Consider the following 26,569-nt stretch of genomic DNA (forward strand, 5'->3'; position numbering starts at 1 on the left):
GTTGTCGTTCTCTGTCAAAAGCGTCACCTGGCGCGAGTGGCTCGGCCTGGCGGCCGGGCTGCTCGCGCTGGGCTCGATGTTCCTGCCGTGGACCACGCTGAGCACCAACAAGCCGGACATCGAGGACATCCTCGCGCAGCTGGACCACAGTGACGTCGTCCGCGACGCGTGGCACTCGAGCTTCTTCGCGTGGTGCCCGCCGCTGCCGTTGCTGCTGGCCGGGCTGGTCGTGGTTTTCTTCGGGCGAATCCGGAAGGCGCGGGTCAGCGGCCTGCCGCACTTGTGGCTGGCGGTCGCCGTGGCGGCGCTGCTGCTGATGGTCGTCGGCTGGTTCACGCTGGACTGGGAGTTCGACGCCGACCAGCGTGGCATCTTCGACGCCGCCGGCATCGCCATCGGTCCCGGCTTCGGCCGGTTCCTCGGGTTGCTGGCCGCGCTCGTGTCGTGCGTAGCCGCTTTCTTGGACATGCGAGCGGCGCGGGCCGAGAGTCGGCAGCCGCGGAAACGTGAGCCTCGTAGCAAGAGCCGCTGACTCCTTCCCGGCGACCACGCAACGGTTGAAGTGATGGCGGGCCGGTTTGCGAGGTGACGGCCACGCAACCGCTGAGGGTTGTGGGCTGTAGCGGCCTTCGCTTTCGCTCGGGGTCGAGTCGTCCGTTCCGGTTGAGGACAAGGGGTGACAACGTTGACATTCTTGGCGGCCGTTGCGTGAGAAAGCGCTTTCTGAGACGGTCGAAGAGGCGGGCCGCAGAGGGCTGTGGGCGGCCGGCGGGAGAAACCGGCGACATTGCCGAAGGATCTGCACGGCGAACGGAATCTGCCAATGACGGGTCTGCGGCGGAGGGAGTGCTTCGGCGGCGAGCCGCCATGCGGAGGGAGTGCTTCGGCGGCGGGCCGGCAGGCGGGAGGCGTACTTCTGCGGTGGGCCGGCCGGAGGGAGTGCTTCGGCGGCGGGGCTGCCAGGCGGAAGGCGTGGCCGCCGAAAAGTCTGTCCGGCGCTAGCGGTGCGCCGGCGGAAGAGTCGAGCGGCGGATAGCGAGCCGCGAGGGCCCGCGATCCGCAAGGGTCCGGCGGTGGAAGGCGTGCGACGGGCGGCGAGAAGGAGTGCGGGTTGGCTCAAGGAAAGCGCTTGCGGGTTGCCGTCGTCGGGGCCGGGGCTATTGCTGACAGCCACCGCGTCGCCTACCAAGCTCGCCGGGATGATGTCGATCTCGTGGCCGTCGCCGATGTCGATGAGGGTCGGGCCCTTGCCTTCTGTGCGGCCACCGAGCACGCCAAGCCCTATCGCGATCTCGATTCCCTGCTCGCCGAGCAGGAACCCGACCTCGTCTCGATCTGCACACCGCCGGGGCTGCACGTCGAACAGACCAAACGAGTCCTCGAGTGCGGTGCCTGGGTCTGGTGCGAGAAGCCGCCTTGTCGCTCGCTCGCCGAGTACGACGAGATGACCTCCGCCGAACTCGAGGGGGGTCCGTATGTCTCTTTCGTCTACCAGCAGAGGTCCGGGTCCGGCGTTGCCCATTTCCGGGAACTGCGCGCGAAGGGCGAACTCGGGCGTCCGCTCGTCGCGCATTGTCAGACCACCTGGTACCGCGATGCCGGGTACTACGCGGTTCCGTGGCGTGGTCGTTGGGCGACCGAAGGCGGTGGGCCGGCCATGGGGCACGGCATTCACCAGATGGACCTGCTGCTCCACCTGCTCACCGACGACGCCGACGGCGACGGCGAGGTCAGCGGGGACGGGGAATGGGCCGAAGTCCAGGCGATGACCGCACGGCTCGTCCACGATGTCGAGACCGAGGATGTCTCCACCTCGCTCGTGCGGTTCGGGTCCGGGGCGCTGGCCACCGTCGTCAACAGCGTCCTTTCGCCCGACGAAGTCAGCCGGATCCGGATCGACTGCGAGCGGGCCACCGTCGAGCTCGCGCACCTCTACGGCCACCGGGCCGAAAACTGGCGGTACACCCCCGCTCCGCACGTTGCCGGAATTCCGACCGAACCGGCCGAGGACGTCGGCAGCTCGCACGCCGCCGCGCTCGGGCCCGTCTTGGACGCCTATCGGACCAGGCGGCGGCCTCCCTGCAGCGGGGCTGACGGGCGGCGGGTGCTGGAGTTCGTCGCCGCTCTCTACAAGGCCGCCTTCACCGGGCGAATCGTGCGCCGCGGGGAGATCGGGCCTGGGGATCCCTTCTACCGGGACATGGCCGGGGTGAGCGTGGGATGAGCGCGGCGATCACCGTCACTCACCGGCACGGCGACCGCGTGACCGTCGAGGCCGCCGGGGTCCCGCTCATGTCCTATGTGTACAAGCCGGACCCCGTCGCCTACGAGTCGCGCAAGCCCTACACCCACCCGCTGCGCACCCTGCGGGGAAGGCGCGTCAGCGGCTACCGGCCCGCCGACCACCGGTGGCACAAGGGCCTGCAGATGACGTCGAGCCACCTGTCCGGCCAGAACTTCTGGGGTGGCCACACCTACGTCCCCGGCCACTGGTACCAGGACCTGCCCGACCGCATCGGCTCGATGCGCCACGACGGGTTCGCCGGCTTCACCGTCGACGGCGATCGGCTGACCTTCACCGAACGGCTCACCTGGGTCGCCCACCGCGGTGACGAGTGGGCGCGCGAGCGGCGGGACATCGTCGTCCACTCCGTCGAACCCGGCGAGGGTGCCTGGGCGATCGACTGGGGCATCGAACTGACCAACGTCCGCGACGCGCCGCTCGTGTTCGGCAGTCCGACCACCGCCGGCCGCGAGCAGGCCGGGTACACCGGGCTGCACTGGCGGGGCCCGCGTGACTTCGGCGGTGGCCGCGTCTTCGGGCCCGGTGGTCTCGACGGCGACGACATGATGGGCACGCAAGCGCCGTGGCTGGCCTTCGTCGGCGAACACGACGACGTCGACGCGCACTCGACGCTCGTCTTCGCGCATTCGCCGGAAAACGACGACGCGATCCACGAGTCGCACTGGTTCGTCCGGAGCAAGGACACGCCCATGGTGGCCTTCTCGTGGGCGTTCTTCGAAGAGTTCGCCCTCCCGCCGGGGGAGAGCTTCACGTACCGCTACCGGGTCGTCGTCGCCGATGGAGCGTGGGACCGCGATCAGGTGGCCGGGTACCTCGACAGGCACGGATGGTCATGAACGAATTCCCCCTACCGGGTGACATCGGCGTTTCGCACCTGCGCGCCTACGACTGGGAAGCCGAGGACGGTGTCTGCGGGGGCAGCCCGCACCTGCACCTCGCCTGCACCGAGGCCTACGTCGTCACGGCCGGGCGTGGCGCCGTCCAGACGTTGAGCACCGGCGGGTACGCCGAGACGCCGCTCGAGCCCGGCGTGATCGCCTGGTTCGCGCCGGGGACCGTCCACCGGATGGTGCAGGGCGGCGGCTTGCGAGTCACCGTCCTCATGCAGAACAGCGGCCTGCCCGAGGAGGGTGACGCCGTGTTCACTTTTCCGCCCGACGTGCTCGCGGACGCGGAGGCCTACGCCGTGGCCGCCGCGTTGCCGAAAACCGACGAGGCCGCCAAAAGGCGTCGTGACCTGGCGGTTCGTGGCTACCTGCCGCTGCGCGAAGCGCTGCTGGACGGCGATGCCGAGCCGCTGCGGACTTTCCACCGGGCGGCCGTCGCGCTGGTGTCGCCGAAAATCGGAGACTGGGTACCGCGCTGGCAGGCGGGGGCGCTGAAGGCCGCCGAACAGACCGGCGCGCACCTCAAAGCCCTCGCCGACGGCGACGGGAGCCACCTCGACCAGTCGGGCGTCCGGGTCACGACCCCGTCGAACCCCGACGGCTACGGCATGTGCGGGCGTCGCGCGGAATACGACATCCCGGGTGTCACCTCGCCGTACGGCGAGGAAGCCCTCGACCAGGAAGGCCGGCGATGAACCAGACCGCCATCGGAGTGCTGCTCAACGGGGTCACCGGCCGGATGGGCTACCGACAGCACCTGCTCCGGTCGGTGCTGGCCATCCGCGAGCAGGGCGGCGTCGAGCTGCCCGACGGCACCCGCGTGCAGCTCGAACCGATCCTCGCCGGGCGCAACGCGGCGAAACTGAAGGAACTCGCCGACCGGCACGGCTTGACCGCGTGGACGACCGACGTCGATTCCGCGCTGGACGACGTCCGGATCTACTTCGACGCGCAGCTGACGTCGGCGCGCGAGCCGTCCGTGCGCAAAGCGATCGCCGCCGGCAAGCACGTCTACGCCGAGAAGCCCCTGGCCGACACGTTGCCCGCGGCCCTGGAGCTGGCCGGGCTCGCGCGGGACGCCGGGATCTGCCACGGCGTCGTCCACGACAAGCTGTTCCTCCCCGGGCTGCGGAAGCTGCGGCGGCTGGTCGACGGCGGGTTCTTCGGGCGGGTCCTGTCCGTGCGCGGCGAGTTCGGCTACTGGGTCTTCGAGGGCGACTGGCAGGAGGCGCAGCGGCCGAGCTGGAACTACCGCGCCGAGGACGGCGGCGGGATCGTGCTCGACATGTTCTGCCACTGGAACTACGTGCTGGAGAACCTCTTCGGCGCGGTCCGTGCCGTGACCGCGAAAGCGACCACGCACATCCCGCGCCGCTGGGACGAGCAGGGCGAGCCGTACGCGGCGACGGCCGACGACGCCGCGTACGGCATCTTCGAACTCGAGTCGGGGGCCATCGCGCAGATCAACTCGTCGTGGTCCACGCGGGTCTTCCGGGACGAGCTGGTCGAGTTCCAGGTCGACGGCACCGAGGGCAGCGCCGTCGCCGGCCTGCGGCGCTGTCGCGTCCAGCACCGCTCGGCGACGCCGAAGCCCGTGTGGAACCCCGACCTGCCGGCCACCGAGCCCTTCCGCGAGCAGTGGCAGGAGGTGCCGGACAACGCCGAGTTCGACAACGGCTTCAAGGCGCAGTGGGAGGAGTTCGTCCGGGACGTCGTCGCCGGGCGGCAGCACCGCTACGACTTCTTCTCCGCCGCGCGCGGGCTGCAGCTCGCGGAGGCCGGGTTGACGTCGTCGGCGGAGGGACGACGGATCGAGCTGAAGCCGCTGACGTGAACCGGTCCCGGCGCGGCGACCCGGAAGCGCCGCCGCCGGGTCAGTCCTTGCTGTTGCCGCCGCCGGCCATCGTCGGCGTGATCAGCACGACGCGGTCGTCGCTCGAGACCGGCGTGCCGCCGTCCTTGTTGACCGTGCCCGCCAACGCGAGCTGCGGGTTGATCATGCTCATCCCGGCGAGCCGCCCGAATGTCTCCGGCGGCTTGCCGGTCTTCCCGTCCAGGACGACCAAGGGTTTCCCGGTGACCGCGCCGTCTTTCGACACGGGAACGTCCTGCAGGTTGCCCGCCAGCGACGCGCCGACCGCGACGTAGCCGCTCGCGTCGACGAAGTCCGCGCAGCCCGCGACGCCCGGCTTGTCCGGCCACGTCCACGCCGGCGTCGCCAGCGGCTGCCCGGCCTGCACCCGGTAGAGGGTGTCCTTGTCGGCGAGCCGGTCGGTGACCCAGACGCGGCCACCGTCGGCGGACGCGCACAGCCCGCCCGGGGCGTGCAGCCCGGCCGCCACGGTCAAGGAGCCGTTCGGGTTGCCCGCCGCGGCCTTGCCGGACGTGTCGATCCGCAGCACCTTCCCGGCGAGGGAGTTCGGGTCGGCCGCGGCGTTGGGGTCGCCCGCGTCGCCGGTGGCGACCAGCAGCGCGCCGCGGTTGTCGGCGCTGATCGCGCCGCGGTTGCCGGTCGCGCCCTTCGGGATCCCGGTGAGCACCGGCTTGGCGGCCTGGCCCTTGGCGAAGCGCACGACGCGGTTGTCCGTCGCCGTGGTCACATACGCGAACACGAGCTGGTCCTCGACGTACGACGGCGACAGCGCGAGGCCCGTCAGGCCGCCGTCGCCGGCCGCCTGGACGTCGAGCTTCGCGAAGTCCGTGGCGTCCTTGCCCGCCGTCGCCAGCATGACGCGGCCGCTCTTGCGCTCGCCGGCCAGCGCGCTCGGCGTCGAGCCGTCACCCGGCAGGCCGGCCACCGCGGCGACGGTGTCCAGGCAGGTCGCGATCACCGCCGGGTCGAAGTCCTTGCAGCCCTGCGGCGGCGGCACGGGAGTGGGCGACTGGCCGGGCCGCGCCTGCTTGCCGTCGCCGCCGGAATCCGAGCCGGGCCCCTGGACCTCGGGCGGCGATTCGGGGCTGGGCACGGGCGCGGGGCTGAAGGTCTGGCCCGCCGCGGTGTCGTCGAACCGCGCGCACCCGGCGGGCAGCAGGACGCCGCAGGCGAGGATCGCCAGCAGGGCCGAGCGGTACCGGGTGCGCATGATCGCCCAGCCTAGGGCCCGGTGCGTGAACCATGGGTGAGTACTCCTGGATTACGTTGGGGATCATGACGCTGACCGTGCTGGTGCCCGACGACGAGGGCCTGACCGTGCTCGCCGAGGTGCCGCGGGTGCTGCCCGTGCGCCATCAGTGGGGCGAGCAGGTGCCGCCCGAGGCCGCGAAAGCCGAGGTGCTCATCCCCGGCAAGCACCCGCCGGGTGACGAGCTGTGGCGCACGCTGCCGAACCTGAAGCTGATCCAGCTGCTCTCCGCGGGCGCCGAGGACTGGGTCGGCAAGGTGCCCGACGGCGTCCTGCTCTCGACCTGCCGGGGCGCGCACGGCGGGAGCACCGCCGAGTGGGTCGTCGCGGCGCTGCTGTCGATGTACCGGAAGCTGGACGTCTTCGGCACGGCCCAGCGCGAAGGCCGGTGGGAGCGGCAAAGCACCGACACGCTGCAGGGCAAGCGCGTGCTCGTCATCGGCGCCGGTGACCTGGGGCAGCACCTGCGGCGGCGGCTCGAGCCGTTCGACGCGCGCTGCACGATGGTCGGGATGACCGCGCGCGACGGCGTGCACGGCGTGCGGGAGCTGCCCGCGCTGCTCGGCCTGCACGACGTCGTCGTGCTGATGGTGCCGCTGACCTCGCGCACCCGCGGGATGGTCGACGCGGAGTTCCTCGCCGAGATGCGGGACGGCGCGGTGCTGGTCAACGTCGCCCGCGGCGCCGTCGTGGACACCGACGCCCTGGTCGCCGAACTGACCACGGGCCGGCTGCGCGCCGCGCTCGACGTCACCGATCCCGAGCCGCCGCCGCCCGGGCACCCGCTGTGGACGGTGCCGGGGCTGCTGCTGACCCCGCACGTCGGCGGGGCCGTGCGCGGCGTGCGGGGCCGGTCCTACGCCGTCGCCGCGGCCGAGATCGCGCGGTACGCCGGCGGGGAGCTGCCGGACAACCTCGTGCACGGGGAGTACTGAGCTCGCCAGGCCCGCGCCGATCCCCTACCCTTCGCGCGTGAGCAGTGGAGACGACTTTTCGCAGCAGCCCACCAGCCTCCTCTCGGACGTCGAGGACGACGGACCCGACGACACCCCGCGCCAGGGAGGGCTGGGCCTCGGCCTGCTGATCCTGCGGCTGGCGCTCGGCGTGACCATGGGTGCGCACGGCCTGCAGCACCTGTTCGGGCTGTTCGGCGGGCCCGGCATCGGCGGGTTCGCGCGGATGCTGGAGACGTTCGGCTACCACAAGCAGACGACGTTGCTGTCCTGGATCACGGGGATCGCCGAGGTCGGCGGCGGGGTGCTGGTGATCGTCGGGCTGTTCACGCCGCTCGCGGCGGCGGCCCTGCTCGGGGTGGCGGCGAACGCCGTGTACGCGAAGTTCCACGGTGGGTTCTTCGAGGGGCAGGGGCAGGGTTTCGAGTTCGAGCTGCTTCTGGGGGCTTCGGCGTTGAGCCTGCTGTTCACCGGCTCGGGGCCGATTTCGCTGGAGCGGAACACGCCTTGGCGGAAGCGGCCGTTGCCACTGGGGCTGGTGACGCTGCTGCTGGCCGCCGCGGCGGCTGTGGTGGTCATCGTTTTGACGCGGTAGTTGCGGAAATCGGCCAGGCCGCTCCGAGTGCTGGAGCAGTTGGCCGCGGCTCCGACGAAGTCGTCCCGGTTTCCGGGGGAGCCGCCGGGGGATCCAGGCGCGGCCTGTGGACAGCTTCGCGGCGCGGGGCGGGCCTGTGGACAACCCGCCCTTGCCGACCGGGAATTGTCGGTGGCTGCCGGTAGCGTTGAAACCGGGGGTCCCCCTCACGGCGGGGCCCCTGGACGCCGAAAAGGCCGCCCGACAAACGGGACGGCCTTCGCGGCTTGAGCCAGGCTTACTTGTTCACGTCGCGGACCGCGCCGGTGTCCGCCGACGTCGCCATTCGCGCATACGCGCGCAATGCCGCCGTCACCGGGCGCTGGCGGTCCTTCGGCTGCCACGGCCGCTCCGATGCCTCCATCTTCGACCGCCGCTCGGCCAGGATCTCCGGGTCCACCAGCAGCTCCAGCCGGCGCTCGTGGATGTCCAGCAGGATCCGGTCGCCGTTCTCCACCAGGGCGATCAGGCCGCCTGCCGCCGCCTCCGGGGAGATGTGGCCCACCGAAATGCCCGATGATCCGCCCGAAAACCGGCCGTCCGTGATCAGGGCGCACTTCTTGCCGAGGCCGGATCCCTTGAGGAACGCCGTCGGGTGCAGCATCTCCTGCATGCCCGGGCCGCCCGCCGGACCTTCGTAGCGGATCACCAGCACCTCGCCCGGCTGGATCTCCTTCTTGAGGATCGCCGACACGGCCTCCTCCTGGCTCTCCAGCACCCGCGCCGGGCCCTCGAAGTGCCACAGGTCCTCGTCGATGCCCGCCGCCTTGATCACCGCGCCGTTCTCGGCGAGGTTGCCGCGCAGGATCGCCAGGCCGCCGTCCTTCGTGTACGCGTGCTCGACGTCGCGGATGCACCCTCCCGCCGCGTCCGTGTCCAGCGAAGACCACCGGTTCGAGGTCGAGAACGCCTGCGTCGTGCGGACTCCGCCCGGTGCCGCGTGGAACAGCTCGACGGCCACATCAGAGGGCGAAGCGGCGCGGATGTCCCACTCGCCGAGCCAGGAGTCCAAGTCCTTCGAGTGCACCGATCGGACGTCGGTGTTCAGCAGTCCGCCGCGGTACAGCTCGCCGAGGATCGCCGGGATTCCACCGGCCCGGTGGACGTCTTCCATGTGGTAGTCGGAGTTCGGCGCCACCTTCGACAGGCACGGCACGCGGCGGCCGATCGCGTCGATGTCGGCGATCGTGAAGTCGACCTCGCCCTCCTGGGCGGCGGCAAGGATGTGCAGCACCGTGTTGGTCGAGCCGCCCATCGCCATGTCGAGGGCCATCGCGTTCTCGAACGCCTCGCGAGTGGCGATCGAGCGCGGCAGGGCCGACTCGTCGTCGTTTTCGTACCAGCGCTTGCACAGCTCGACGACCGTGCGCCCGGCCTCCTCGAACAGCGCGCGGCGCGCGGCGTGCGTCGCCAGCGTGGAACCGTTGCCCGGCAGGGAGAGGCCCAGCGCCTCGGTGAGGCAGTTCATCGAGTTCGCGGTGAACATGCCGGAGCACGAGCCGCAGGTCGGGCAGGCCGAGCGCTCGACGATGTCGAGCCCGTCCTCGTCGACCTCGGGGCTGGCCGACGCGGCGATCGCCGTGATCAGGTCGGTCGGCGCCTGCGCGACACCGCCCACGACGACGGCCTTGCCGGCCTCCATCGGCCCGCCGGAGACGAACACCACCGGGATGTTCAGCCGCATCGCGGCGTTCAGCATGCCCGGGGTGATCTTGTCGCAGTTGGAGATGCAGACGAGGGCGTCGGCCTGGTGCGCGTTGACCATGTACTCGACCGAGTCGGCGATGATCTCGCGCGAGGGCAGCGAGTAGAGCATGCCGGAGTGGCCCATCGCGATGCCGTCGTCGACGGCGATCGTGTGGAACTCGCGCGCGACGCCGCCGGCTTCCTTGACCGCGCCGGCGACGATCTCGCCGAGGTCCTTGAGGTGCACGTGGCCGGGCACGAACTGGGTGTAGGAGTTGGCGATCGCCACGATCGGCTTGCCGAAGTCGCTGTCGGTCATGCCGGTGGCGCGCCAGAGCGAGCGGGCGCCGGCGGCGTTGCGGCCGTGGGTGGTGGTCCGGGAACGGAGAGGCGGCACGGCGAACTCCCAGGTCGGATGAGGGCCAGGCGGAGGTCCGGGACGCTCCGGCGAAACTGGTCCTACCAATTTAGCCCACGGGTGCCCGGGGGTTACTCGCTGGGCGACGTCTCGGGCTTGGCCGGCTTGACGTCGTCGGCGCTCAGCAGGCCGCTCGGGTCGGCGACGAGACCCTCGCTGACCAGCGAAAGCACCGGCAGGTGCCGGGTCCGCACGGTCGGCAGTGGCACCTTCGTGTCGTCCTCGAGCACGGCCTGGACGCGCGACTTCTTGGTGATCGCCAAGCCCTTCAGCGCCGACCACGGCACGTCGCGGTGGCCGAACATCGTGCGGACCGCCAGCCCCGAGCGCGTCGCGACCGTGCGGGTCCGGATCACGAACACCGCGAGCGCGATCGGGAAGATGTAGAGCCATTGCAGGTACGGGATCTCGCCGAGCGCGATCGGCGTCACGCAGATCGTCAGGAGGGCGATCGCCATGAACGACGTGCGGGGGATCCGGAAGACGGCCTTCCGGCCTTCGTCCTGCTCTTTTTCGGCCACCTCGAAATGGTGCACCGCCCCGCGGACCGGCCCGGACCCGGGTCGGACGCCAGTGATGTGCGCCGCCCACGTGTCCACGATGCGGACACGCCATCCCGCAGAGTTGACACCTGAGAGACCTTCGGACTAGCGTCAGCGTCGTGACACCGCTGACCGGCCTCGTACTTCCCAAGCGCGTCGACGCTTAGGGAAGACTTTCCGCTGCGTCGACGCGCGAACCCTCGTGCGACCTTACGGTCGGCGAGGGTTTTTTGTTGCCCACGGGAAGAGATTCCCCGCCCCACCGCACAAAACCGACCCGAACGAGTGACACCGAGACCCACGAGGCAGAACCGATGACCAGTGCCACGTCGCGCAGCGACGCGAAACCCGGGCCGACGCCCGGAACGCCCGGAGCACGTCCGAAGCCGGCGCCCCCGGCGGGAACCCCGGTGCGCGTCACCGGCGCGCAGTCCCTCGTGCGCTCGCTCGAGGCGGTCGGCGCCGAGGTGGTCTTCGGCATTCCGGGCGGCACCATCCTGCCCGCCTACGACCCGCTGCTGGACTCGACGAAGGTCCGCCACATCCTGGTCCGCCACGAGCAGGGCGCGGGCCACGCCGCCACCGGCTACGCGCAGGCCACCGGCAAGGTCGGCGTCTGCATGGCGACCTCGGGCCCGGGCGCGACCAACCTCGTCACCCCGCTGGCCGACGCGAACATGGACTCCGTCCCGGTCGTCGCCATCACCGGGCAGCAGTCCCGGGCGCTGATCGGCACCGACGCGTTCCAGGAAGCCGACATCTGCGGCATCACCATGCCGATCACCAAGCACAACTTCCTCGTCACGGACCCCGCGGAGATCCCGCGGACCATCGCCGAGGCGTTCCACCTGGCTTCGACGGGACGGCCCGGCCCGGTCCTGGTGGACATCCCCAAGGACGTGCTGCAGGAGATGACCTCGTTCTCCTGGCCGACCGAGCTGCGGCTCCCGGGTTACCGCCCGACGCTGCGCCCGCACGGCAAGCAGGTCCGCGAAGCCGCGAAGCTCATCGCGAAGTCGCGCCGCCCGGTGCTCTACGTCGGCGGCGGCGTCATCAAGGCGGACGCGCACGAGCAGCTGAAGCAGCTCGCCGAGCAGACCGGCATCCCGGTCGTCACGACGCTGATGGCGCGTGGCGCGTTCCCGGACTCGCACCCGCAGCACCTCGGCATGCCGGGCATGCACGGCTCGGTCGCCGCGGTCGCCTCGATGCAGCGCTCCGACCTCCTGATCGCGCTCGGCGCCCGGTTCGACGACCGGGTCACCGGCCAGCTGGAGTCGTTCGCGCCGGACGCCGCGATCGTGCACGCCGACATCGACCCGGCCGAGATCTCCAAGAACCGCAAGGCCGACGTGCCGATCGTGGGAGACTGCAAGGAGATCATCGGCGAGCTGATCACCGCGGTGACCACGGAGTTCGAGCACGGCGGCAAGCCCGACCTGACCGACTGGTGGACGCTGCTCGACGACTGGCGCAAGACCTACCCGGCCGGCTACGAGTGGCCCGACGACGGTTCGCTGTCGCCGCAGTACGTCATCGAGCGGATCGGCGAGCTCGTCGGCCCGGACGCGGTGTATGCCGCCGGTGTCGGCCAGCACCAGATGTGGGCCGCGCAGTTCGTCAAGTACGAGAACCCGCGCACCTGGATCAACTCCGGCGGTCTCGGCACCATGGGCTACGCGGTGCCCGCCGCGATGGGCGCGCAGTTCGGCGTCCCCGGCACGCCGGTGTGGGCGATCGACGGCGACGGCTGCTTCCAGATGACCAACCAGGAGCTGGCCACCTGCGCCATCGAGGGTGCGCCGATCAAGGTCGCCGTCATCAACAACGGCAACCTGGGCATGGTCCGGCAGTGGCAGAACCTCTTCTACTCGGAGCGGTACTCCAACACCGACCTCGGCACGCACAAGCACCGGATCCCGGACTTCGTGCTGCTGGCCGAGGCCCTGGGTTGTGCTGGCCTGCGCTGCGAGACGAAGGAAGACGTCGACGCCACCATCCGCCGGGCCATGGAGATCAACGACCGTCCCGTCGTGATCGACTTCGTGGTGGGGAAGGATGCCCAGGTGTGGCCGATGGTCGCCGCGGGCACCGGCAACGACGAGATCATGGCGGTCCGGGGCATCCGGCCGCTGTTCGACGACGACGAGGTTTCGGTGGAGACCACGGAAGCCGCCGCGGAAGGTGGCGAGCACTGAGATGACCGTCCACACGCTGAGTGTCCTGGTCGAGAACAAGCCCGGTGTGCTCGCGCGCGTTTCCGGCCTGTTCTCCCGCCGCGGTTTCAACATCGAGTCCCTCGCCGTCGGGCCCACGGAGAACCCCGAGGTGTCCCGCATGACGATCGTGGTCGCTGTCGAAGAGCTACCGCTCGAGCAGGTGACCAAACAGCTCAACAAGCTGGTCAACGTGATCAAGATCGTCGAGCTGGAGCAGTCGACCGCCGTGCAGCGCGAACTGCTGCTCGTGAAGGTTCGCGCCGACAACACCGTGCGCAGCCAGGTCCTCGAAACCGTCCAGCTCTTCCGCGCCAAGGTGGTGGACGTCTCCCCGGAGGCACTCACCGTCGAGGCCACCGGGACGTCCGACAAGATCGGTGCGCTGCTGCGGATGCTGGAGCCGTATGGCATCCGCGAGCTGGTGCAGTCAGGCATGGTCGCGGTGGGGCGGGGCGCCCGTTCCATCACCGCCACATCACCGCGTTAACGAAGTAAGTCAGGAAAGGAAGCAGTACCCCCATGGCAGTGGAAATCTTCTACGACGACGACGCCGACCTCTCGATCATCCAGGGGCGCAAGGTCGCTGTCATCGGCTACGGCAGCCAGGGCCACGCCCACTCGCTGAGCCTGCGCGACTCCGGCGTCGACGTCCGCATCGGCCTGCCCGAGGGGTCCAAGTCGCGGGCGAAGGCCGAGGAGCAGGGCCTGCGCGTGCTCACCCCGGCCGAGGCGTCGGCCGAGGCCGACCTGATCATGATCCTCGCTCCGGACACGAAGCAGCGCTTCATCTACGAGCAGGACATCGCGCCGAACCTCAAGGACGGCGACGCGATCTTCTTCGGGCACGGCTTCAACATCCGCTACGACCTGATCAAGCCGCCGGCCAACGTCGACGTCGCGATGGTCGCCCCCAAGGGCCCGGGCCACCTGGTCCGCCGTCAGTTCGTCGACGGCAAGGGCGTCCCCGCGCTCATCGCGGTCGAGCAAGACGCCTCCGGCAACGCCCAGGCGCTCGCCCTCTCCTACGCGGCCGCCATCGGTGGTGCCCGCGCCGGCGTCATCAAGACGACGTTCACCGAGGAGACCGAGACTGACCTCTTCGGCGAGCAGGCCGTGCTCTGCGGTGGCGCGTCCGCGCTGGTGCAGACCGGTTTCGAGGTGCTCACCGAGGCCGGCTACGCCCCGGAGATCGCCTACTTCGAGGTGCTGCACGAGCTGAAGCTGATCGTCGACCTCATGTACGAGGGCGGCATCGCGCGCCAGCGCTACTCGATCTCCGACACCGCCGAGTACGGCGACCTGACCCGCGGCCCGCGCGTCATCTCGCCGGCGGTCAAGGAAGAGATGAAGAAGATCCTCGGCGAGATCCAGGACGGCACGTTCGCCCGTGAATGGGTCGCCGAGGACGAGGCCGGCCGGCCGAACTTCACCAAGCTCGAGGAGCAGGGCAACCAGCACCCGATCGAGGCGACCGGCAAGAAGCTGCGCGACCTCATGTCGTGGGTGGACCGGCCGATCACCGAGACCGCCTGACGCTTTTCGCAACACAGTCTCATCTCGCAAGACGCTGAAGGGGACGCCCGCTCGGGGCGTCCCCTTCAGTGCGTTCGGTGGTCGTTTCGCTACGCTTGCGACATGAGTGAGCAGCCGGTCGACGACAAGGCGCACATCCGGCACCACCTCGACTTCACGAAGGCCGAGTGGATCCGGGCCGAGCCGGAGGGCGTCACCCTCGACGACTGCGTCGAGTACGCCTTCATCGAGCACACCGACGGCGTCACCTACACCGCGATGCGGCAGTCGTCGAAGCCCGACGGCGTGATCCTCGTCTTCACGCCGGGGGAGTGGGACGCGTTCGTCAAGGGCGTCCGCGACGGCGAGTTCGACCTGCCCGAGGATCTCGCCGAGGCCTAGAGCTTCGCCGCCAGCGCGGGGATCGTGCCGAGGTCGCCGGCGATGCCGAGGTGGTCACCGTAGTCGCGGGACTCGACGACCAGGCCGTCGCGCACGCGCATCGAGAAGATGTTGGCGATCCGCACCGGCTTCCCGGCGTATTCGCCCTGGTAGGCGAACTCGCCGATCAGCACCTCCGGATCGGTGCCCCGGTAGGTGACGAGGTCGGCGACCGCGAAGCCCGGGTTCATCGCCTTGCCCGCCTGGAAGTGCTCGCGGATCTCGTCGCGCGTCCGGATCACCGCGGAGCCCGGCAGGAACGGGTGCGTGACGTGGGTTTCTTCCGCGTACAGCTCGGGCAGCTCGTCCCAGCGCCCGCCCGCGACTCCGAAGACGAGCCGTTCGAGCACTGTGTCCGCGCTTTCCGGCGTGACGGCGGACAGCTCGCGCGGCGGCGCCTGCTCGTAAGCCCCGGCCAGCTGGCCGACGCCGTCGCGGATTGCGGCGAGCCGCAGGTAGTCGTGGTAGTCGCGGGAATGGACGATCAGGCCGTCCCGGATGCGCAGCACCTGGATGTTGGCCGTCGTAGTCGTCCGGCCGGTTTCGACGGACTCGGCGTCGTAGTCGTATTCGGCGACGATCACCTCGGGGTCCGTGGTCTCGTGGACGACCACGTTCTTGCGCTTGAGCCGGACCGCCCCGGCGAGGACACCGGTGAACCGCTCGTGGACGGCGGCGCGGCCGTCCAGGCGCGTCGGGCGTGGCACGGCCTGGGGATGCTCGACGACGGTGTCTTCGGCGTAGAGCGCGGACAGCTCGCCGAACCGTCCTTCGCTGATGCCGTCGGACAGGGCGGCGAAGACGTCGCGGGGGTTGGTCATGGATTCTCCCAGTAGGCAAAACGGAGTCTGTAGTCCGTCTTTGACGATACGGACTCCAGACTCCGGTTGTCTACAGGGAACGCAGGAGGTCGCGGGCGGCCGGCTGCTCGCACACCTCGGCCCACTTCTCCGGGGTGCTGCCGAAGAGCGCGTCGCGGGCCTCGAGGTCGGCGCCGTTCTCGACGAGGACGCGGACCGCCTCCAGGTGCCCGGACTGCGCGGCGAGGTGCAGGGCCGTGACGCCTTCGCCGTGGTTCGGGCCGCCGAAGGTACCGAGGTGGTTCACGTCGGCGCCGAGGTCGAGGAGCGTGCGGATCGCGGCGCCGCGCCCGGTCGCCGCCGCCCAGGTCAGGGCCGTGCCGCGGTAGACGTCGGCGTCCACGGCGGCGCCCCGCTCGACGAGCGTGCGCAGCGCCCGCGTGCGGTCGTTGCGCGCCGCCCACGACAGGGCTTCGTTCTTGGCCTCGACGGGGTCGTCGGCCGGGTGCCAGGCCGGGAAACCGCTGTGCGGGCGGTAGAAGCCCCGGTGTGCGCCGGCCGCGGGGTGACCCGGGCGCAGGAGCTCGTCGAGCAGGTCCGCGTCGCCGAGCCCGGCCGCGACGCGCAGGTTGCCGGGTGCCCGGCTGTGGAGCGCGAGCTTCTCCGCGGCCTCGCGGTGACCCCAGAACAGCGCGACGACCAGGGGGGTGCCGCCGTCGCCGCGGGCGGAGACGTCGACCGGTGCGCCCGCGTCGAGCAGCAGGTCGAGCAGGAGCGGGAGGTTGCTGTACGCGGCCTGGTGCAGCGGCGTCCAGCCGTGGACGTTGCCGCGGGCCGGATCGGCGCCGTGGTCGAGGAGGATCTTGCTGAGCCGCTCGTCGCAGGTGGCGCCGGCCATGCCGAGCAGGTCGTTGCCGTTGGTGCCGCGGGCGGTGACGAGCCCGGGGAACTCGCCGAGGAGCCTTTTCAGGGCTTCGGGGTCTCGTGCTTCGACCGCGCGGTACGCCCGCGCGAACGGCTCTCCACTGTCCACAAGGGACTTGACGTGGTCGCGGAGTGTGCGCCAGGAAACGAAACCGTGCTCGCGGGCGACGACCACGAGTGCGCCGTCCCGGTTCAGTGGCTGTCCCCAGCGCTCGAACGGCTCTTGCGCACCGGGGGTGTCGTCCTCGGCGGACGCGAGCAGGCCGAGCGCGCGTTCGGCGTAGTAGTGGACGTCCTGGTGGTACGGGTGCTGCAGCGTTTCGCCGTGTTCCGTGACGCGCCGGACGTACGCCTGGAGCTTCGGCCAGCTCGGGAAACCGTGGTCGCGGGCGATCCGGAACTGCGCTTCGGAGAGCTTGACGCCTTCGGCGCGGGCGAGGTCCTTCGCGCGTTTGCGGAGCTGGTCCAGGCTGGGTTCGGCGGGCAGCGTGCCCATGGTGCCTCCTTTCCTCGAGCGCCCGTGGTCCGCCGGCACCGGGCAGGAAAGAAGGTGCGGAGCTGGTGGTGCGGTGCTGCGGGGGTGGGCTCGGCCCTTTCCGCGGACGGGACGCGGCCCTCACCGCGTCCCGCCAGCGTACCTCGATCACGGCAGGAGATCGGCCAGCCTGCGGTAGGAATCCGGGGTGCGGGCCAGTACCTGGACGCAGACGTGGTCGGCGCCCGCGTCGAGGTGGGCCCGGATCCGGTCGGCCACCGCCGGTTCGCCGGTCGCGACGACGGCGTCGACCAGGCGGTCGCTGCCGCCGTCGGCCAGGTCCTCCTCCGTGAAGCCGAGCCGGCGCAGGTTCACCTGGTGGTGCGGCGCCTGCCGGACGTAGAGATCCACGTGCTCCCGGGCCACCGAAGGGGAATCGTCCAGGACCACGGCCTGTTCGACCGCCAGGTACTTGTCCGGCCCGAGCCGTTCCCGGGCCGACGCCGTGTGCTCCGGCGGGACGAAGTACGGGTGGGCACCGTCGGTGCGCTCGGCCGCCAGGTCCAGCAGCTTCGGGCCCAGCGCCGCGAGGACCCGGCGGGGTCGCGGGGACGGCTGCGGCAACCCCGGCAGCTCGGCCGCGTCCATCCCGTCGAGGTACTCGCGCAGGGCCGTCAGCGGTCGCGCGCCCGGCCGGTGCCCGCCGAGGCCCGCGATGAACCGGCCCGGGTAGGCCTCGCCCAACGCGCGGATGGCGCCTTCCGCCGCGAGTGGAGAGCGCTGGTCGAACCGCGCGACCCCGGTGGCGACGGTCAGCTTCGACGTCGCCGCGAGCAGCAACCCCGCCTGCGTGAACGCCTCCCGGCCGGCGTACTCGCCGAACCAAATCGCGTCGAAGCCGAGTTCCTCCACTTCGGCGGCTGTTTCGCGCAGCTCGGTGATCGGGGCGCCGTCGAAGAACCGCCAGATCCCCACGCTCATCGGAGCACCTCCGGGGCCAGGTCGAGCAGGACGTCCACAGTGGACTCGGAGGTGACCGCCGACGGGGTCAGCAGCACGTGGTCCGCGCCCGCGTCGAGCAGCTCGTCCAGGCGCTTCGCGATGGTGCCGGCGTCACCCCACAGGACGAGGTCGTCGACGAAGCGGTCGCTCGGCCCGGCGATGTCGGAATCGGTGTAGCCGAGCCGTTTCCAGCCCGCGAGGTAGACCGTGACGGAGTACTCGCGCGACTGCGCGACGCGGCGCCGCACGCTCTCGCGGGCGTCCTCGCGGCTGCCGAGCAGCACGGTCTGCTGCGGGATCAGCAGCTTGTCCGGCCCGAGGATTTCCCGCGCGTACGGCGTGTGCGAGACCGGCTGGGCGAACGGGTGCGCGCCGTCGGCGTGGTCGCGCGACAGCTCCAGCATCCGCGGCCCGACGGCGGCCAGCACGCGCGGAAACGCCACCGGCGAGGGGCTTTCGGCCGCTGCGGTGTCCATTTCGGACAGATAGTCCCGCATCCGGTCGATCGGCCGGTAGTCCTCGCCGAGCTTCGCGGCCTGGAACGCGTGCCCGACGCCGATGCCGAGCACGAACCGGCCCGGGTGGGCCCGGGCGAGCGTCGCCCCGCCCTTGTGCGCGGTCGTCCCGCGCCGCAGCCAGGTGTTCGCGATGCCGGTGCCGAGCACGACGTCCGGCACCGAAGCGAGCAGGTCGCCGAAGTGGGCGAACACCTCGCGGGAGCCGGGTCCTTCGCCGCTCCACACCGAGCGGTAGCCGGCGCCGGCGAGACGGCGGGTGGCCGCGCGCTCGACGTCCGGGGGTGGTTGCAGGGGCGCGCTCGGCAGCCAGGCGCCGATCGCGCCGAGCCGGGCCCGCGTGTCTTCGACCAGGGTCATCCTCGTTCCCTCCAGTAATATGAGGCTGCCTCCGGTTAATATACGGAGGCAGCCTCCGATTGGCTACCCGGTAGGGTCGGAAGGGCGATGACCGAAGTGAAGCCGATGCGCGCGGACGCCCGCCGCAACTACGAGCGCCTCCTGGAAGAGGCGCAGCACGCCTTCGCCGAGCACGGCGTCGAGGCGTCGCTGGAAGACATCGCGCGCCGCGCCGGGGTCGGCATCGGCACGCTCTACCGGCACTTCCCGACGCGGGAGGCCCTGCTCGAGACGCTGCTGCGGGCCCGGTTCGACGCCCAGGCCGAGCGCGCGCGTGAACTGCTCACCGATCCCGGGCCCCTGGCCGCGCTGCAGACCTGGCTGGCCGGGCTCGGCGACGCCACCGGCACGTTCCGCGGCCTGGTGGAACTGACCGCCGACGCGCTCAGCGACGAATCATCCCGTTTGTACGCGTCGTGCCACGCCATGCGTGAGGCCGGTTCCCATCTGGTGGAACGCGCGAAACGCGAAGGCGAGCTTCGCGCCGACGTCACGACGAACGAGCTCCTTCTCTTGCTGCACGCGGCATCCTGGGCGGGTGGGCACCTGCCGGGCCCGGGAGGCATGCAGCGCCTCCTGGCTCTTGTTTTCGAGGGATTACGAGCGAGTTAACACCGTGAGAAGCCAGCAGGTGGCCCAGCGGGTTAAACTCCGCCTCGACCGGGGCACAACGGCGTGCTGAGACCCTTATGTCGACCCAAAGCGTCCTGGAAGACCAGATAGTGGGAGCCGCATCGTGAGCAAGCCCAACAAGCCCGTCGTTCTCATCGCGGAGAAGCTCGCCCCCTCCGTGCTGAGTGTCTTCGGTGACGAGGTGGAGGTCCGGCACGTCGACGGCACGGACCGGTCCGCGCTGCTCGAGGCGGTGAAGAGCGCCGACGCGCTGCTCGTGCGCTCCGCGACGAAGGTCGACGCCGAGGTCTTCGGCGCCACGACGCAGCTCAAGGTCGTCGCCCGCGCCGGCGTCGGCCTCGACAACGTCGAGGTCCCCGCCGCCACCGAGCGCGGCGTCCTGGTCGTCAACGCGCCGACGTCGAACATCGTGTCCGCCGCCGAACACGCCGTGGCGCTGCTGCTGGCCGTCGCGCGCCGGGTCCCGGCCGCCAGCCAGAGCCTGCGCGCCGGCGAGTGGAAGCGCAGCTCGTTCTCCGGTGTGGAGCTGCAGGGCAAGACCATCGGCGTGGTCGGCCTCGGCAAGATCGGCCAGCTGTTCGCCCAGCGCCTCGCCGCCTTCGACACGCACATCATCGCCTACGACCCCTACGTTTCGGCCGCGCGCGCGGGCCAGCTCGGCATCGAGCTCGTCACCCTCGACGAGCTGCTGTCGCGCGCCGACGCCATCTCCATCCACCTGCCGAAGACCCCGGAGACCAAGGGGCTCATCGACGCCGAGGCGCTGAAGAAGACCAAGCCGGGCGTCATCATCGTGAACGCCGCCCGCGGCGGGCTGATCGTCGAGCAGGACCTGGCCGACGCGCTGCGCTCGGGCCACGTCGGCGGCGCCGGCATCGACGTCTTCGTCACCGAGCCGACCACGTCCAGCCCGCTGTTCGAGCTGGACAACGTCGTCGTGACGCCGCACCTGGGCGCGTCGACGGCCGAGGCGCAGGACCGCGCGGGCACCGACGTCGCGAAGTCCACGCTGCTGGCGCTGCGCGGCGACTTCGTGCCGGACGCGGTGAACGTCTCCGGCGGCGGCGCGGTGGGCGAGCACGTCCGCCCGTACCTGTCGCTGACGCAGAAGCTCGGCCAGCTGCTCACCGCCCTGAACCCGACGGCGCCGGCATCGGTGACCGTGCAGGTCAAGGGCGAGATCTCAGTGAGGACACCGGGGTGCTGCAGCTGGCGGCGCTGCGCGGGGTGTTCACCGGCGTGGTCGAGGACCAGGTCACGTTCGTCAACGCGCCGCAGCTGGCGGAGAAGCTGGGCGTGCAGGTCGAGCTGGAGATCGAGACGGAGAGCCCGAAGTTCCGCAGCCTGGTCACGGTGCGCGCGGTGCACGCCGACGGCGCGGTGCTGACCGTGTCCGGTTCGGTCACCGGCAAGGACGAGGTCGAGAAGCTGGTCGAGGTCAACGGCCGCGGCTTCGACCTGCGGGCCGAGGGCACGGTCCTGCTGGTGGAGTACGGCGACCGCCCGGGTGTCATGGGCCGCGTCGGGACGCTGCTCGGCGAGGCCGGCATCAACATCGAGGCCGCGCAGATCAGCCAGACGACCGACGGCTCCGACGCGGTGATGCTGCTGCGCGTCGACCGCCACATCGACGCCCACCTGCTGGAGCCGATCGGCGCTTCGGTCGGGGCGCACACGATCCGCGCCGTCGACTTCAACTGACGCGAAGCACCACAAAGGCCCCCTCGCCGTTCGCGGTGAGGGGGCCTTTGCGCGCAATCACATCTGGATAACGGAGTCCTTTGCCTACGTAAGTAGGTGTTTTGGGGCATTAGGTTCTCTCCGCGAGGTCGAACCACGCGCCGTCGAGGGCACGGCGCGGTCGCCGTGCTTCACCGTCGGGGGTGCTAGGAGCGGCTGGCAGGTTCGGGTCCAGACCTCGAGTAAGGGGCCGACTCATGAGCAGATCCCGCTTACCCGCTCGCGTCACGACGGCGTTGTTCGCCGTCGTGCTGGCGGCCGCGCTCGGGGCGCCGGTCGCGAGCGCCGCTGACGCACCTCTGGCCGACGGAGTGGCGCCCGCGAAGATCGGCACGAACCTGCAGGGCAAGGTCGCGCCGCGGCTGGGTGCCGCGCAGGGCCGCGTCACCGCGTTCGTCGAGCTGGCCAAGAAGCCCGCCGTCGACGCGTTCACCGCCGCGCAGCCGCAGGGCAAGGACCAGGCCAAGCGCGCCGCCAAGGCCGCCAAGGCCGACACCGCCGCCGCCGTGGACTCGGTCCTCGGGCAGCTGCGGTCCGCCGACGCCAAGCCGCAGGTCGTCACCCGGACCGCCAACGCCGTCCCCGGCGTGGTCGTCACGGCCGACGCCGCCAAGCTGCGCGAGGTCGCCAAGCGCGCGGACGTCGTTTCGGTGCGCGCGGTCGTGCCGAAGACCCGCACCAACGCCAGCGCCGAGCAGCTGACCAACACGCTCGCCGCGTGGCAGCAGACCGGCAAGTTCGGCGACGGCGTCCGCGTCGGCGTGATCGACGACGGCATCGACTACACCCACGCCGACTTCGGCGGCCCCGGCACGCCGGCCGCGTACAAGAGCGTCGACAGCACCAAGCCGACCCCGCTCTTCCCGAGCGCCAAGGTCGTCGGCGGCACCGACCTCGTCGGCAACGACTACGACGCCGCGACGCCCGGCAAGACCACCCCGGCGCCGGACCCGAACCCGCTGGCCTGCGGTGAGCACGGCACGCACGTCGCCGGCACCATCGGCGGCTTCGGCGTCACCGCCGACGGCAAGACCTTCAAGGGCGACTACAAGAAGCTGGACGCCAAGAAGGTCGACGCGATGCAGATCGGCCCGGGCACGGCGCCGAAGTCGCTCCTCTACGCCATCAAGGTCTTCGGCTGCGCGGGCTCGACGAACGTCACCTCGCAGGCGCTGGACTGGGCGCTCGACCCGGACGGCGACGGCGACTTCACCGACCACCTCGACATCGTCAACCTGTCGCTGGGCTCCGACTTCGGCGCGCCGGACGACCCGGACTCGCTGTTCGTGCGCAAGCTCGCCGCGAACAACGTGCTCCCGGTGATCTCGGCGGGCAACGGCGGCGACATCAACGACATCGCCGGCTCGCCGGGCAACACGCCCGAGGCGCTCACCGTTGCCAGCACCCGCGACGCGGGCGTCCTGCGCGACGCCGCCGAGGCCACCGCGCCGACCGCGGCCAAGGGCCAGAAGACCGGGCAGTACAGCCAGAACTACACCGGCTACGACACGCTGAACCTGACCGCGCCGGTCGTGGCGCTGTCCGCGGCGAACAACGCGGGCTGCGCGCCGTACTCCGCGGCGGACAAGGCGAAGGCCGCCGGCAAGTTCGTCTGGCTGGAGTGGGACGACAACGACTCGACCCGCGCCTGCGGTTCGGCGGCCCGGGCGAACAACGCCCAGGCGGCCGGGGCGAAGGGTGCGCTGCTGTCGTCCACTTTGGAGCACTTCAGCGCCGGCATCGCGGGCAACGCGGCGATCCCGGTGTTCCAGTTCACCGGTTCCGCGACGAAGACGCTGCGCGCGGCGCTGACCGCGGGCACGCTGCAGGTCCGGCTCTACGGCGCCGGGCGCGCCTCGATCCAGACCTACGACAAGACCATCGTGGACACCCCGAGCTCGTTCACCTCGCGCGGCACCCGCGGCCCGGCGCTCAAGCCGGACGTCGCCGCGCCGGGTGACACGATCACCTCGGCGTTCCGCGGCAGCGGCAACGGCCGGACCGTGCTCTCGGGCACGTCGATGGCCGCCCCGCACACCGCGGGCATCACCGCGCTCGTCCGCCAGTCCCACCCGGACTGGTCGGTCGAGGAGGTCAAGGCCTCGGTCGTCGACACCGCCGGCCACGACGTCGGCGACGGCGCGGGCCACACCTACGCGCCGCAGCGCGTCGGCAGCGGCCGGATCGACGCCAAGGCGGCGCTGGACAACCAGGTGCTCGCCTACGTCCAGGACGACCCGGGCGCGGTCAGCGTCAGCTTCGGCACGGTCGAGGCCTCCGGGCCGGTGACGCTGTCGAAGACGATCAAGCTGGTGAACAAGGGTGTCACGCCCGCCGAGTACACCGTGGGCTACCAGGCGGTCAACGCGCTGCCGGGTGTCGAGTACACAGTGGACAAGCAGTCGGTGAAGCTGACCCCGCGCGGCACCGCCAAGGTCAAGGTGACGCTCAAGATCACCGACCCGAAGGCGCTGCGCAAGGTCATGGACCCGACCATGCAGGCCACCCAGGCCGGCCTGGCGCGGCAGTTCGTCGCCGACGCTTCGGGCCGCGTCGCCTTCACGCCCACCAGCGGGGCCAAGGTGCCGCTGCGGGTTTCGGTCTACGCCGCGCCCAAGCCGGTGTCGACGATTTCGACGCCGCAGTCGGTGAAGTTCGGGGCCGACGCGACCCAGGGTGTGCTGAACCTGAGCGGCAAGGGTGTCGACCAGGGCTCCGGCGCGCAGCGCTACCGCTCGCTGATCAGCGTGCTCGAGCTGCAGGCGGAGTCCCCGCAGCTGCCCGAGTGCGACGCGGACGTGGTCACCGACTGCACGGTGAACAAGACCGCTAAGGGCGGCGACCTCCGCTACATCGGCGCGGCGTCCACCGCGCCGCTGGCGAAGGAGCAGGGTGAGCCGGAGAACGCGATCCTCGCGTTCGGCCTGTCCACCTGGGGCGACTGGGCGAACATCGGCAGCAACACCTCGCCGTTCGTCGACATCGACACCACCGGGGACGGGACGCCGGACTTCGAGACCTACGTGACCAAGGCGACGGCCACGGACGTCCTGCTGGCCGTCACGGTCGCGCTGACCCCGGGCTTCCCGCAGGTCGACGTGCAGGCCGTCAACGGCCAGCTCGGCGACGTCGACACGAACGTGTTCGACACGAACGTGATCACGCTGCCGGTTTCCCTGGCGGCGCTGGGCATCGACGCGGGTGCCGACAGCCACCGCATCTCCTACACGGTGGGTGTGAGCGGTTTCTACGTCGCGCCGGGCACGACGAACGGGCTGATCGACTACGTCGGCACGCCGCTGTCGTTCGACGCGCTCGCGCCGGGCTACTCGGTGCAGGGCGGCGGCGACGCCGCGCTGGGCTACGTCGCGAAGCCGGGAACGGCGCTGGTCGTGAACCGGAACGCCGCCTCGGCCGCGGCCGACGGGGCGCTCGGGCTGCTCGCCATCGAGCACCACAACGCCGCGGGCAACCGGGCGAACGTGGTCAAGGTGGACGCCGCCCAGGGTGCCCGGCCGGGCAACGACCGTCAGCCGATCGGGGCTGGTCACCGCTAGTCCGGGACAAGATCGATCTGTGCAGGAACCGGGGCGTCTCCGGCGGGTTTCCGCCGGGGGCGCCCCGCTCTTGTTAACCCGATCGGGTGTCTCACCCTGCGGGAGGATGCGGCATAAGGGTGGTGCGGCTACGGCCGTTTGTCTACGGCCGGTAACCTTCCGGCTGCTGGCGTTTTGTTGCGGTGGGCCATCGGTGCATCCGGTGGCCTCGTCGACGGAGGTGTGTGGATGCGGCTCGCGGTGATCCCAGGAGACGGGATCGGGCCCGAGGTGGTCTCCGAGGCGTTGAAGGTGCTCGGCGAGGTAGTACCTACGGCGGAGATCACGAACTACGACCTCGGCGCCGCGCGGTGGCACGCGACGGGTGAGCTGCTCCCGGAGTCGGTGCTGGGCGAACTGCGCCAGCACGACGCGATCCTGCTGGGCGCGGTCGGCGACCCGTCGGTGCCGAGCGGCATCCTCGAGCGCGGCCTGCTGCTGCGCCTGCGGTTCGAAATGGACCACCACGTCAACCTGCGCCCGGCGCGGCTGTACCCGGGTGTCCGGGGACCGCTGGCCGACGCGGGCGACGTCGACATGGTCGTCGTGCGAGAGGGGACCGAGGGCCCGTACGCGGGTACCGGCGGCCTGATCCGCAAGGACACCGAGCACGAGATCGCGACGGAGGTCAGCGTCAACACGGCGTTCGGCGTCCGCCGTGTCGTCGCCGACGCGTTCAACCGCGCCGAGCTCCGCCCGCGCAAGCACCTGACGCTGGTGCACAAGACCAACGTGCTGTCGTTCGCCGGCTCGCTGTGGTCGCGGATCGTCGAAGAGGTCTCGCTGGAGCACCCGGACGTGACGGTCGCTTATTCGCACGTGGACGCGGCGACCATCCACCTGGTGACCGATCCGTCCCGGTTCGACGTGATCGTGACGGACAACCTGTTCGGCGACATCATCACCGACCTCGCGGCGGCGGTGACGGGCGGAATCGGCCTGGCGGCGAGCGGCAACCTGGACATGACCCGCCGCAACCCGAGCATGTTCGAGCCGGTCCACGGCTCGGCGCCGGACATCGCGGGCCAGGGCCTGGCCGACCCGACGGCGGCGGTCCTTTCGGTGGCGCTGCTGCTGGACCACCTGGGCCAGAAGGAAGCGGCCCGGCGGATCGAGGCGTCGGTGGCGTTCGATCTGGCGACGCGGGACCAGGCATCGCCGGGTGCGACGACGGCTGTCGGGGACCGGTTGGCGGCGCTGGTTTCTTCCAACGTGCGCACGGGCTGAGGTTTCGGCTTCGGGAGAGCCCCGCACCCTGGTGGTGCGGGGTTTTTTCGTGGCTGGGGTTTTGCGGGTTTGTGCGCGAGGGTTCGTGCGCGGAGGTTCGTGCGCGGGGGTTGTCCACAGCGGCGGCGTGATGTGGACAGCCGAGCTGGTGGGTGGCTTTTTTGCCGGTTCCGTCGGGAGGCGTCGATAGACTGGACCTGGGTCAGCCCCCAGGGAGCGGCGGGGTTTGGCGGCGGCGGGGTTTGGCGGCGGTGAGCATGGCAAAGTGCACCGACCGACCGACCGACCGGCTTGGCGCCGGTCGTGGCGGTGAGGCGCGGGTGGGCGTCTCGAACAAGTCATGCACACCCACACGCCTCGAACGAAGTCCTGCCAAGGGCGTGCGCCCGGCGTTCCCGGATGGTGGGAGCTTGACCCAAGTTGTGGACTTCCCCGGAAACCCTGTGGCATGATGCGACCGTGACCAGCTTCGCGATCATTATCATCGAGCGCGCCGGACGGTAGCTCCACAAGAGCACCCGGCGCGCAACCTCTCGCAC

Annotated in this window: 21 protein-coding genes and 1 pseudogene; 15 read left to right on the forward strand and 7 right to left on the reverse strand. The window is 70.8% G+C overall.

Going from position 1 to position 26,569, the window contains the following annotated elements; translation table 11 throughout:
* Position 1 precedes the first annotated feature (1 nt).
* From AA23TX_RS23790 to AA23TX_RS23810, 5 genes are all read left to right on the forward strand, one after another.
* Positions 2–532 carry a hypothetical protein gene (locus tag AA23TX_RS23790; RefSeq protein ID WP_155545083.1) on the forward strand — a complete coding sequence of 177 codons (531 nt, stop codon included), beginning with the start codon at positions 2–4 and terminating at the stop codon, positions 530–532.
* 579 nt (positions 533–1,111) lie between these two features.
* Complete coding sequence (locus AA23TX_RS23795) at positions 1,112–2,224, forward strand: Gfo/Idh/MocA family protein (protein ID WP_196425498.1); 1,113 nt, start codon at positions 1,112–1,114, stop codon at positions 2,222–2,224.
* Complete coding sequence (locus AA23TX_RS23800; RefSeq protein WP_155545085.1) at positions 2,221–3,141, forward strand: DUF6807 domain-containing protein; 921 nt, start codon at positions 2,221–2,223, stop codon at positions 3,139–3,141. Before AA23TX_RS23795 ends, AA23TX_RS23800 begins: the two co-directional genes overlap by 4 nt.
* Positions 3,138–3,887 carry a cupin domain-containing protein gene (locus tag AA23TX_RS23805; protein WP_155545086.1) on the forward strand — a complete coding sequence of 250 codons (750 nt, stop codon included), beginning with the start codon at positions 3,138–3,140 and terminating at the stop codon, positions 3,885–3,887. The genes AA23TX_RS23800 and AA23TX_RS23805 overlap by 4 nt, the downstream gene beginning before the upstream one ends.
* The gene (locus AA23TX_RS23810; RefSeq protein WP_155545087.1) at positions 3,884–5,026 is read left to right on the forward strand and encodes a Gfo/Idh/MocA family protein; all 1,143 of its coding nucleotides are present in this window, start codon (positions 3,884–3,886) and stop codon (positions 5,024–5,026) included. The genes AA23TX_RS23805 and AA23TX_RS23810 overlap by 4 nt, the downstream gene beginning before the upstream one ends.
* Before the next feature lie 40 nt (positions 5,027–5,066).
* On the opposite strand, the gene AA23TX_RS23815 is transcribed toward AA23TX_RS23810, so the two are convergent.
* Positions 5,067–6,275 carry a PQQ-dependent sugar dehydrogenase gene (locus AA23TX_RS23815; RefSeq protein WP_155545088.1) on the reverse strand — a complete coding sequence of 403 codons (1,209 nt, stop codon included), beginning with the start codon at positions 6,273–6,275 and terminating at the stop codon, positions 5,067–5,069.
* A gap of 65 nt (positions 6,276–6,340) precedes the next feature.
* Here AA23TX_RS23815 and AA23TX_RS23820 point away from each other — a divergent pair, with 65 nt between their 5' ends.
* The gene (locus AA23TX_RS23820) at positions 6,341–7,249 is read left to right on the forward strand and encodes a 2-hydroxyacid dehydrogenase (RefSeq protein WP_196425499.1); all 909 of its coding nucleotides are present in this window, start codon (positions 6,341–6,343) and stop codon (positions 7,247–7,249) included.
* A 37-nt stretch (positions 7,250–7,286) separates the two neighbouring features.
* Positions 7,287–7,862: a DoxX family membrane protein gene (locus AA23TX_RS23825; RefSeq protein WP_155545090.1), complete on the forward strand. Its 576-nt coding sequence runs from the start codon at positions 7,287–7,289 to the stop codon at positions 7,860–7,862.
* Positions 7,863–8,139: 277 nt separating this feature from the next.
* Here AA23TX_RS23825 and ilvD read toward each other — a convergent pair whose 3' ends face one another.
* Together ilvD and AA23TX_RS23835 are read right to left on the reverse strand one after the other, a co-directional pair.
* A complete protein-coding gene (ilvD, locus tag AA23TX_RS23830; RefSeq protein WP_155545091.1) occupies positions 8,140–9,984 on the reverse strand; it encodes a dihydroxy-acid dehydratase in 1,845 nt (614 codons plus the stop codon).
* A gap of 92 nt (positions 9,985–10,076) precedes the next feature.
* Positions 10,077–10,526, reverse strand: coding sequence for a PH domain-containing protein (locus tag AA23TX_RS23835; RefSeq protein ID WP_196425500.1), 450 nt, complete (start codon positions 10,524–10,526; stop codon positions 10,077–10,079).
* Between the two features lie 335 nt (positions 10,527–10,861).
* Here AA23TX_RS23835 and AA23TX_RS23840 point away from each other — a divergent pair, with 335 nt between their 5' ends.
* From AA23TX_RS23840 to AA23TX_RS23855, 4 genes are all read left to right on the forward strand, one after another.
* Positions 10,862–12,745, forward strand: coding sequence for an acetolactate synthase large subunit (locus AA23TX_RS23840; protein WP_196425501.1), 1,884 nt, complete (start codon positions 10,862–10,864; stop codon positions 12,743–12,745).
* Position 12,746: 1 nt separating this feature from the next.
* Positions 12,747–13,253, forward strand: coding sequence for an acetolactate synthase small subunit (ilvN, locus tag AA23TX_RS23845; protein WP_086842284.1), 507 nt, complete (start codon positions 12,747–12,749; stop codon positions 13,251–13,253).
* A gap of 32 nt (positions 13,254–13,285) precedes the next feature.
* Positions 13,286–14,299: a ketol-acid reductoisomerase gene (gene ilvC, locus AA23TX_RS23850; RefSeq protein ID WP_013223583.1), complete on the forward strand. Its 1,014-nt coding sequence runs from the start codon at positions 13,286–13,288 to the stop codon at positions 14,297–14,299.
* A gap of 102 nt (positions 14,300–14,401) precedes the next feature.
* Positions 14,402–14,680, forward strand: a complete 279-nt coding sequence (locus tag AA23TX_RS23855) for a DUF397 domain-containing protein (RefSeq protein WP_155545093.1) — start codon at positions 14,402–14,404, stop codon at positions 14,678–14,680.
* Here AA23TX_RS23855 and AA23TX_RS23860 read toward each other — a convergent pair.
* The 4 genes from AA23TX_RS23860 to AA23TX_RS23875 form a co-directional block, all read right to left on the reverse strand.
* The gene (locus AA23TX_RS23860; RefSeq protein WP_155545094.1) at positions 14,677–15,540 is read right to left on the reverse strand and encodes a nuclear transport factor 2 family protein; all 864 of its coding nucleotides are present in this window, start codon (positions 15,538–15,540) and stop codon (positions 14,677–14,679) included. The genes AA23TX_RS23855 and AA23TX_RS23860 overlap by 4 nt on opposite strands.
* A gap of 70 nt (positions 15,541–15,610) precedes the next feature.
* Positions 15,611–16,939 carry an ankyrin repeat domain-containing protein gene (locus AA23TX_RS23865; protein ID WP_155545095.1) on the reverse strand — a complete coding sequence of 443 codons (1,329 nt, stop codon included), beginning with the start codon at positions 16,937–16,939 and terminating at the stop codon, positions 15,611–15,613.
* Between the two features lie 147 nt (positions 16,940–17,086).
* Positions 17,087–17,899 carry a TIGR03620 family F420-dependent LLM class oxidoreductase gene (locus AA23TX_RS23870; RefSeq protein WP_155545096.1) on the reverse strand — a complete coding sequence of 271 codons (813 nt, stop codon included), beginning with the start codon at positions 17,897–17,899 and terminating at the stop codon, positions 17,087–17,089.
* Positions 17,896–18,795, reverse strand: a complete 900-nt coding sequence (locus tag AA23TX_RS23875) for a TIGR03620 family F420-dependent LLM class oxidoreductase (protein ID WP_155545097.1) — start codon at positions 18,793–18,795, stop codon at positions 17,896–17,898. Before AA23TX_RS23875 ends, AA23TX_RS23870 begins: the two co-directional genes overlap by 4 nt.
* Positions 18,796–18,882: 87 nt before the next feature.
* On the opposite strand from AA23TX_RS23875, the gene AA23TX_RS23880 reads away from it, so the two are divergent.
* The 4 genes and pseudogenes from AA23TX_RS23880 (at position 18,883) to AA23TX_RS23895 (ending at position 26,030) form a co-directional block, all read left to right on the forward strand.
* Complete coding sequence (locus AA23TX_RS23880; RefSeq protein ID WP_155545098.1) at positions 18,883–19,446, forward strand: TetR/AcrR family transcriptional regulator; 564 nt, start codon at positions 18,883–18,885, stop codon at positions 19,444–19,446.
* A gap of 124 nt (positions 19,447–19,570) precedes the next feature.
* Positions 19,571–21,168 (forward strand): annotated as a pseudogene (serA, locus tag AA23TX_RS23885) (phosphoglycerate dehydrogenase).
* A 236-nt stretch (positions 21,169–21,404) separates the two neighbouring features.
* Entirely contained in the window at positions 21,405–24,764 is a 3,360-nt protein-coding gene (locus AA23TX_RS23890) for a S8 family serine peptidase (RefSeq protein ID WP_196425502.1), read from the forward strand.
* A 228-nt stretch (positions 24,765–24,992) separates the two neighbouring features.
* Positions 24,993–26,030, forward strand: coding sequence for a 3-isopropylmalate dehydrogenase (locus tag AA23TX_RS23895; protein WP_155545099.1), 1,038 nt, complete (start codon positions 24,993–24,995; stop codon positions 26,028–26,030).
* The last annotated feature ends 539 nt before the right edge of the window (positions 26,031–26,569 follow it).

The sequence above is a fragment of the Amycolatopsis camponoti genome, from assembly GCF_902497555.1.
GTDB classification, from domain to species: Bacteria; Actinomycetota; Actinomycetes; order Mycobacteriales; family Pseudonocardiaceae; genus Amycolatopsis; species Amycolatopsis camponoti.

Excerpts from the sequence above, each read along its gene's own strand:
- AA23TX_RS23805 (WP_155545086.1), top strand. The coding sequence starts at position 3,138 with ATGAACGAATTCCCCCTACCGGGTGACATCGGCGTTTCGCACCTGCGC.
- AA23TX_RS23870 (WP_155545096.1), bottom strand. The coding sequence starts at position 17,899 with ATGAGCGTGGGGATCTGGCGGTTCTTCGACGGCGCCCCGATCACCGAG.
- AA23TX_RS23820 (WP_196425499.1), top strand. The coding sequence starts at position 6,341 with ATGACGCTGACCGTGCTGGTGCCCGACGACGAGGGCCTGACCGTGCTC.
- AA23TX_RS23890 (WP_196425502.1), top strand. The coding sequence starts at position 21,405 with ATGAGCAGATCCCGCTTACCCGCTCGCGTCACGACGGCGTTGTTCGCC.
- ilvC (WP_013223583.1), top strand. The coding sequence starts at position 13,286 with ATGGCAGTGGAAATCTTCTACGACGACGACGCCGACCTCTCGATCATC.
- ilvN (WP_086842284.1), top strand. The coding sequence starts at position 12,747 with ATGACCGTCCACACGCTGAGTGTCCTGGTCGAGAACAAGCCCGGTGTG.
- AA23TX_RS23840 (WP_196425501.1), top strand. The coding sequence starts at position 10,862 with ATGACCAGTGCCACGTCGCGCAGCGACGCGAAACCCGGGCCGACGCCC.
- AA23TX_RS23855 (WP_155545093.1), top strand. The coding sequence starts at position 14,402 with ATGAGTGAGCAGCCGGTCGACGACAAGGCGCACATCCGGCACCACCTC.
- AA23TX_RS23880 (WP_155545098.1), top strand. The coding sequence starts at position 18,883 with ATGACCGAAGTGAAGCCGATGCGCGCGGACGCCCGCCGCAACTACGAG.
- AA23TX_RS23815 (WP_155545088.1), bottom strand. The coding sequence starts at position 6,275 with ATGCGCACCCGGTACCGCTCGGCCCTGCTGGCGATCCTCGCCTGCGGC.
- AA23TX_RS23860 (WP_155545094.1), bottom strand. The coding sequence starts at position 15,540 with ATGACCAACCCCCGCGACGTCTTCGCCGCCCTGTCCGACGGCATCAGC.
- AA23TX_RS23895 (WP_155545099.1), top strand. The coding sequence starts at position 24,993 with ATGCGGCTCGCGGTGATCCCAGGAGACGGGATCGGGCCCGAGGTGGTC.
- AA23TX_RS23875 (WP_155545097.1), bottom strand. The coding sequence starts at position 18,795 with ATGACCCTGGTCGAAGACACGCGGGCCCGGCTCGGCGCGATCGGCGCC.
- AA23TX_RS23865 (WP_155545095.1), bottom strand. The coding sequence starts at position 16,939 with ATGGGCACGCTGCCCGCCGAACCCAGCCTGGACCAGCTCCGCAAACGC.
- AA23TX_RS23800 (WP_155545085.1), top strand. The coding sequence starts at position 2,221 with ATGAGCGCGGCGATCACCGTCACTCACCGGCACGGCGACCGCGTGACC.
- AA23TX_RS23810 (WP_155545087.1), top strand. The coding sequence starts at position 3,884 with ATGAACCAGACCGCCATCGGAGTGCTGCTCAACGGGGTCACCGGCCGG.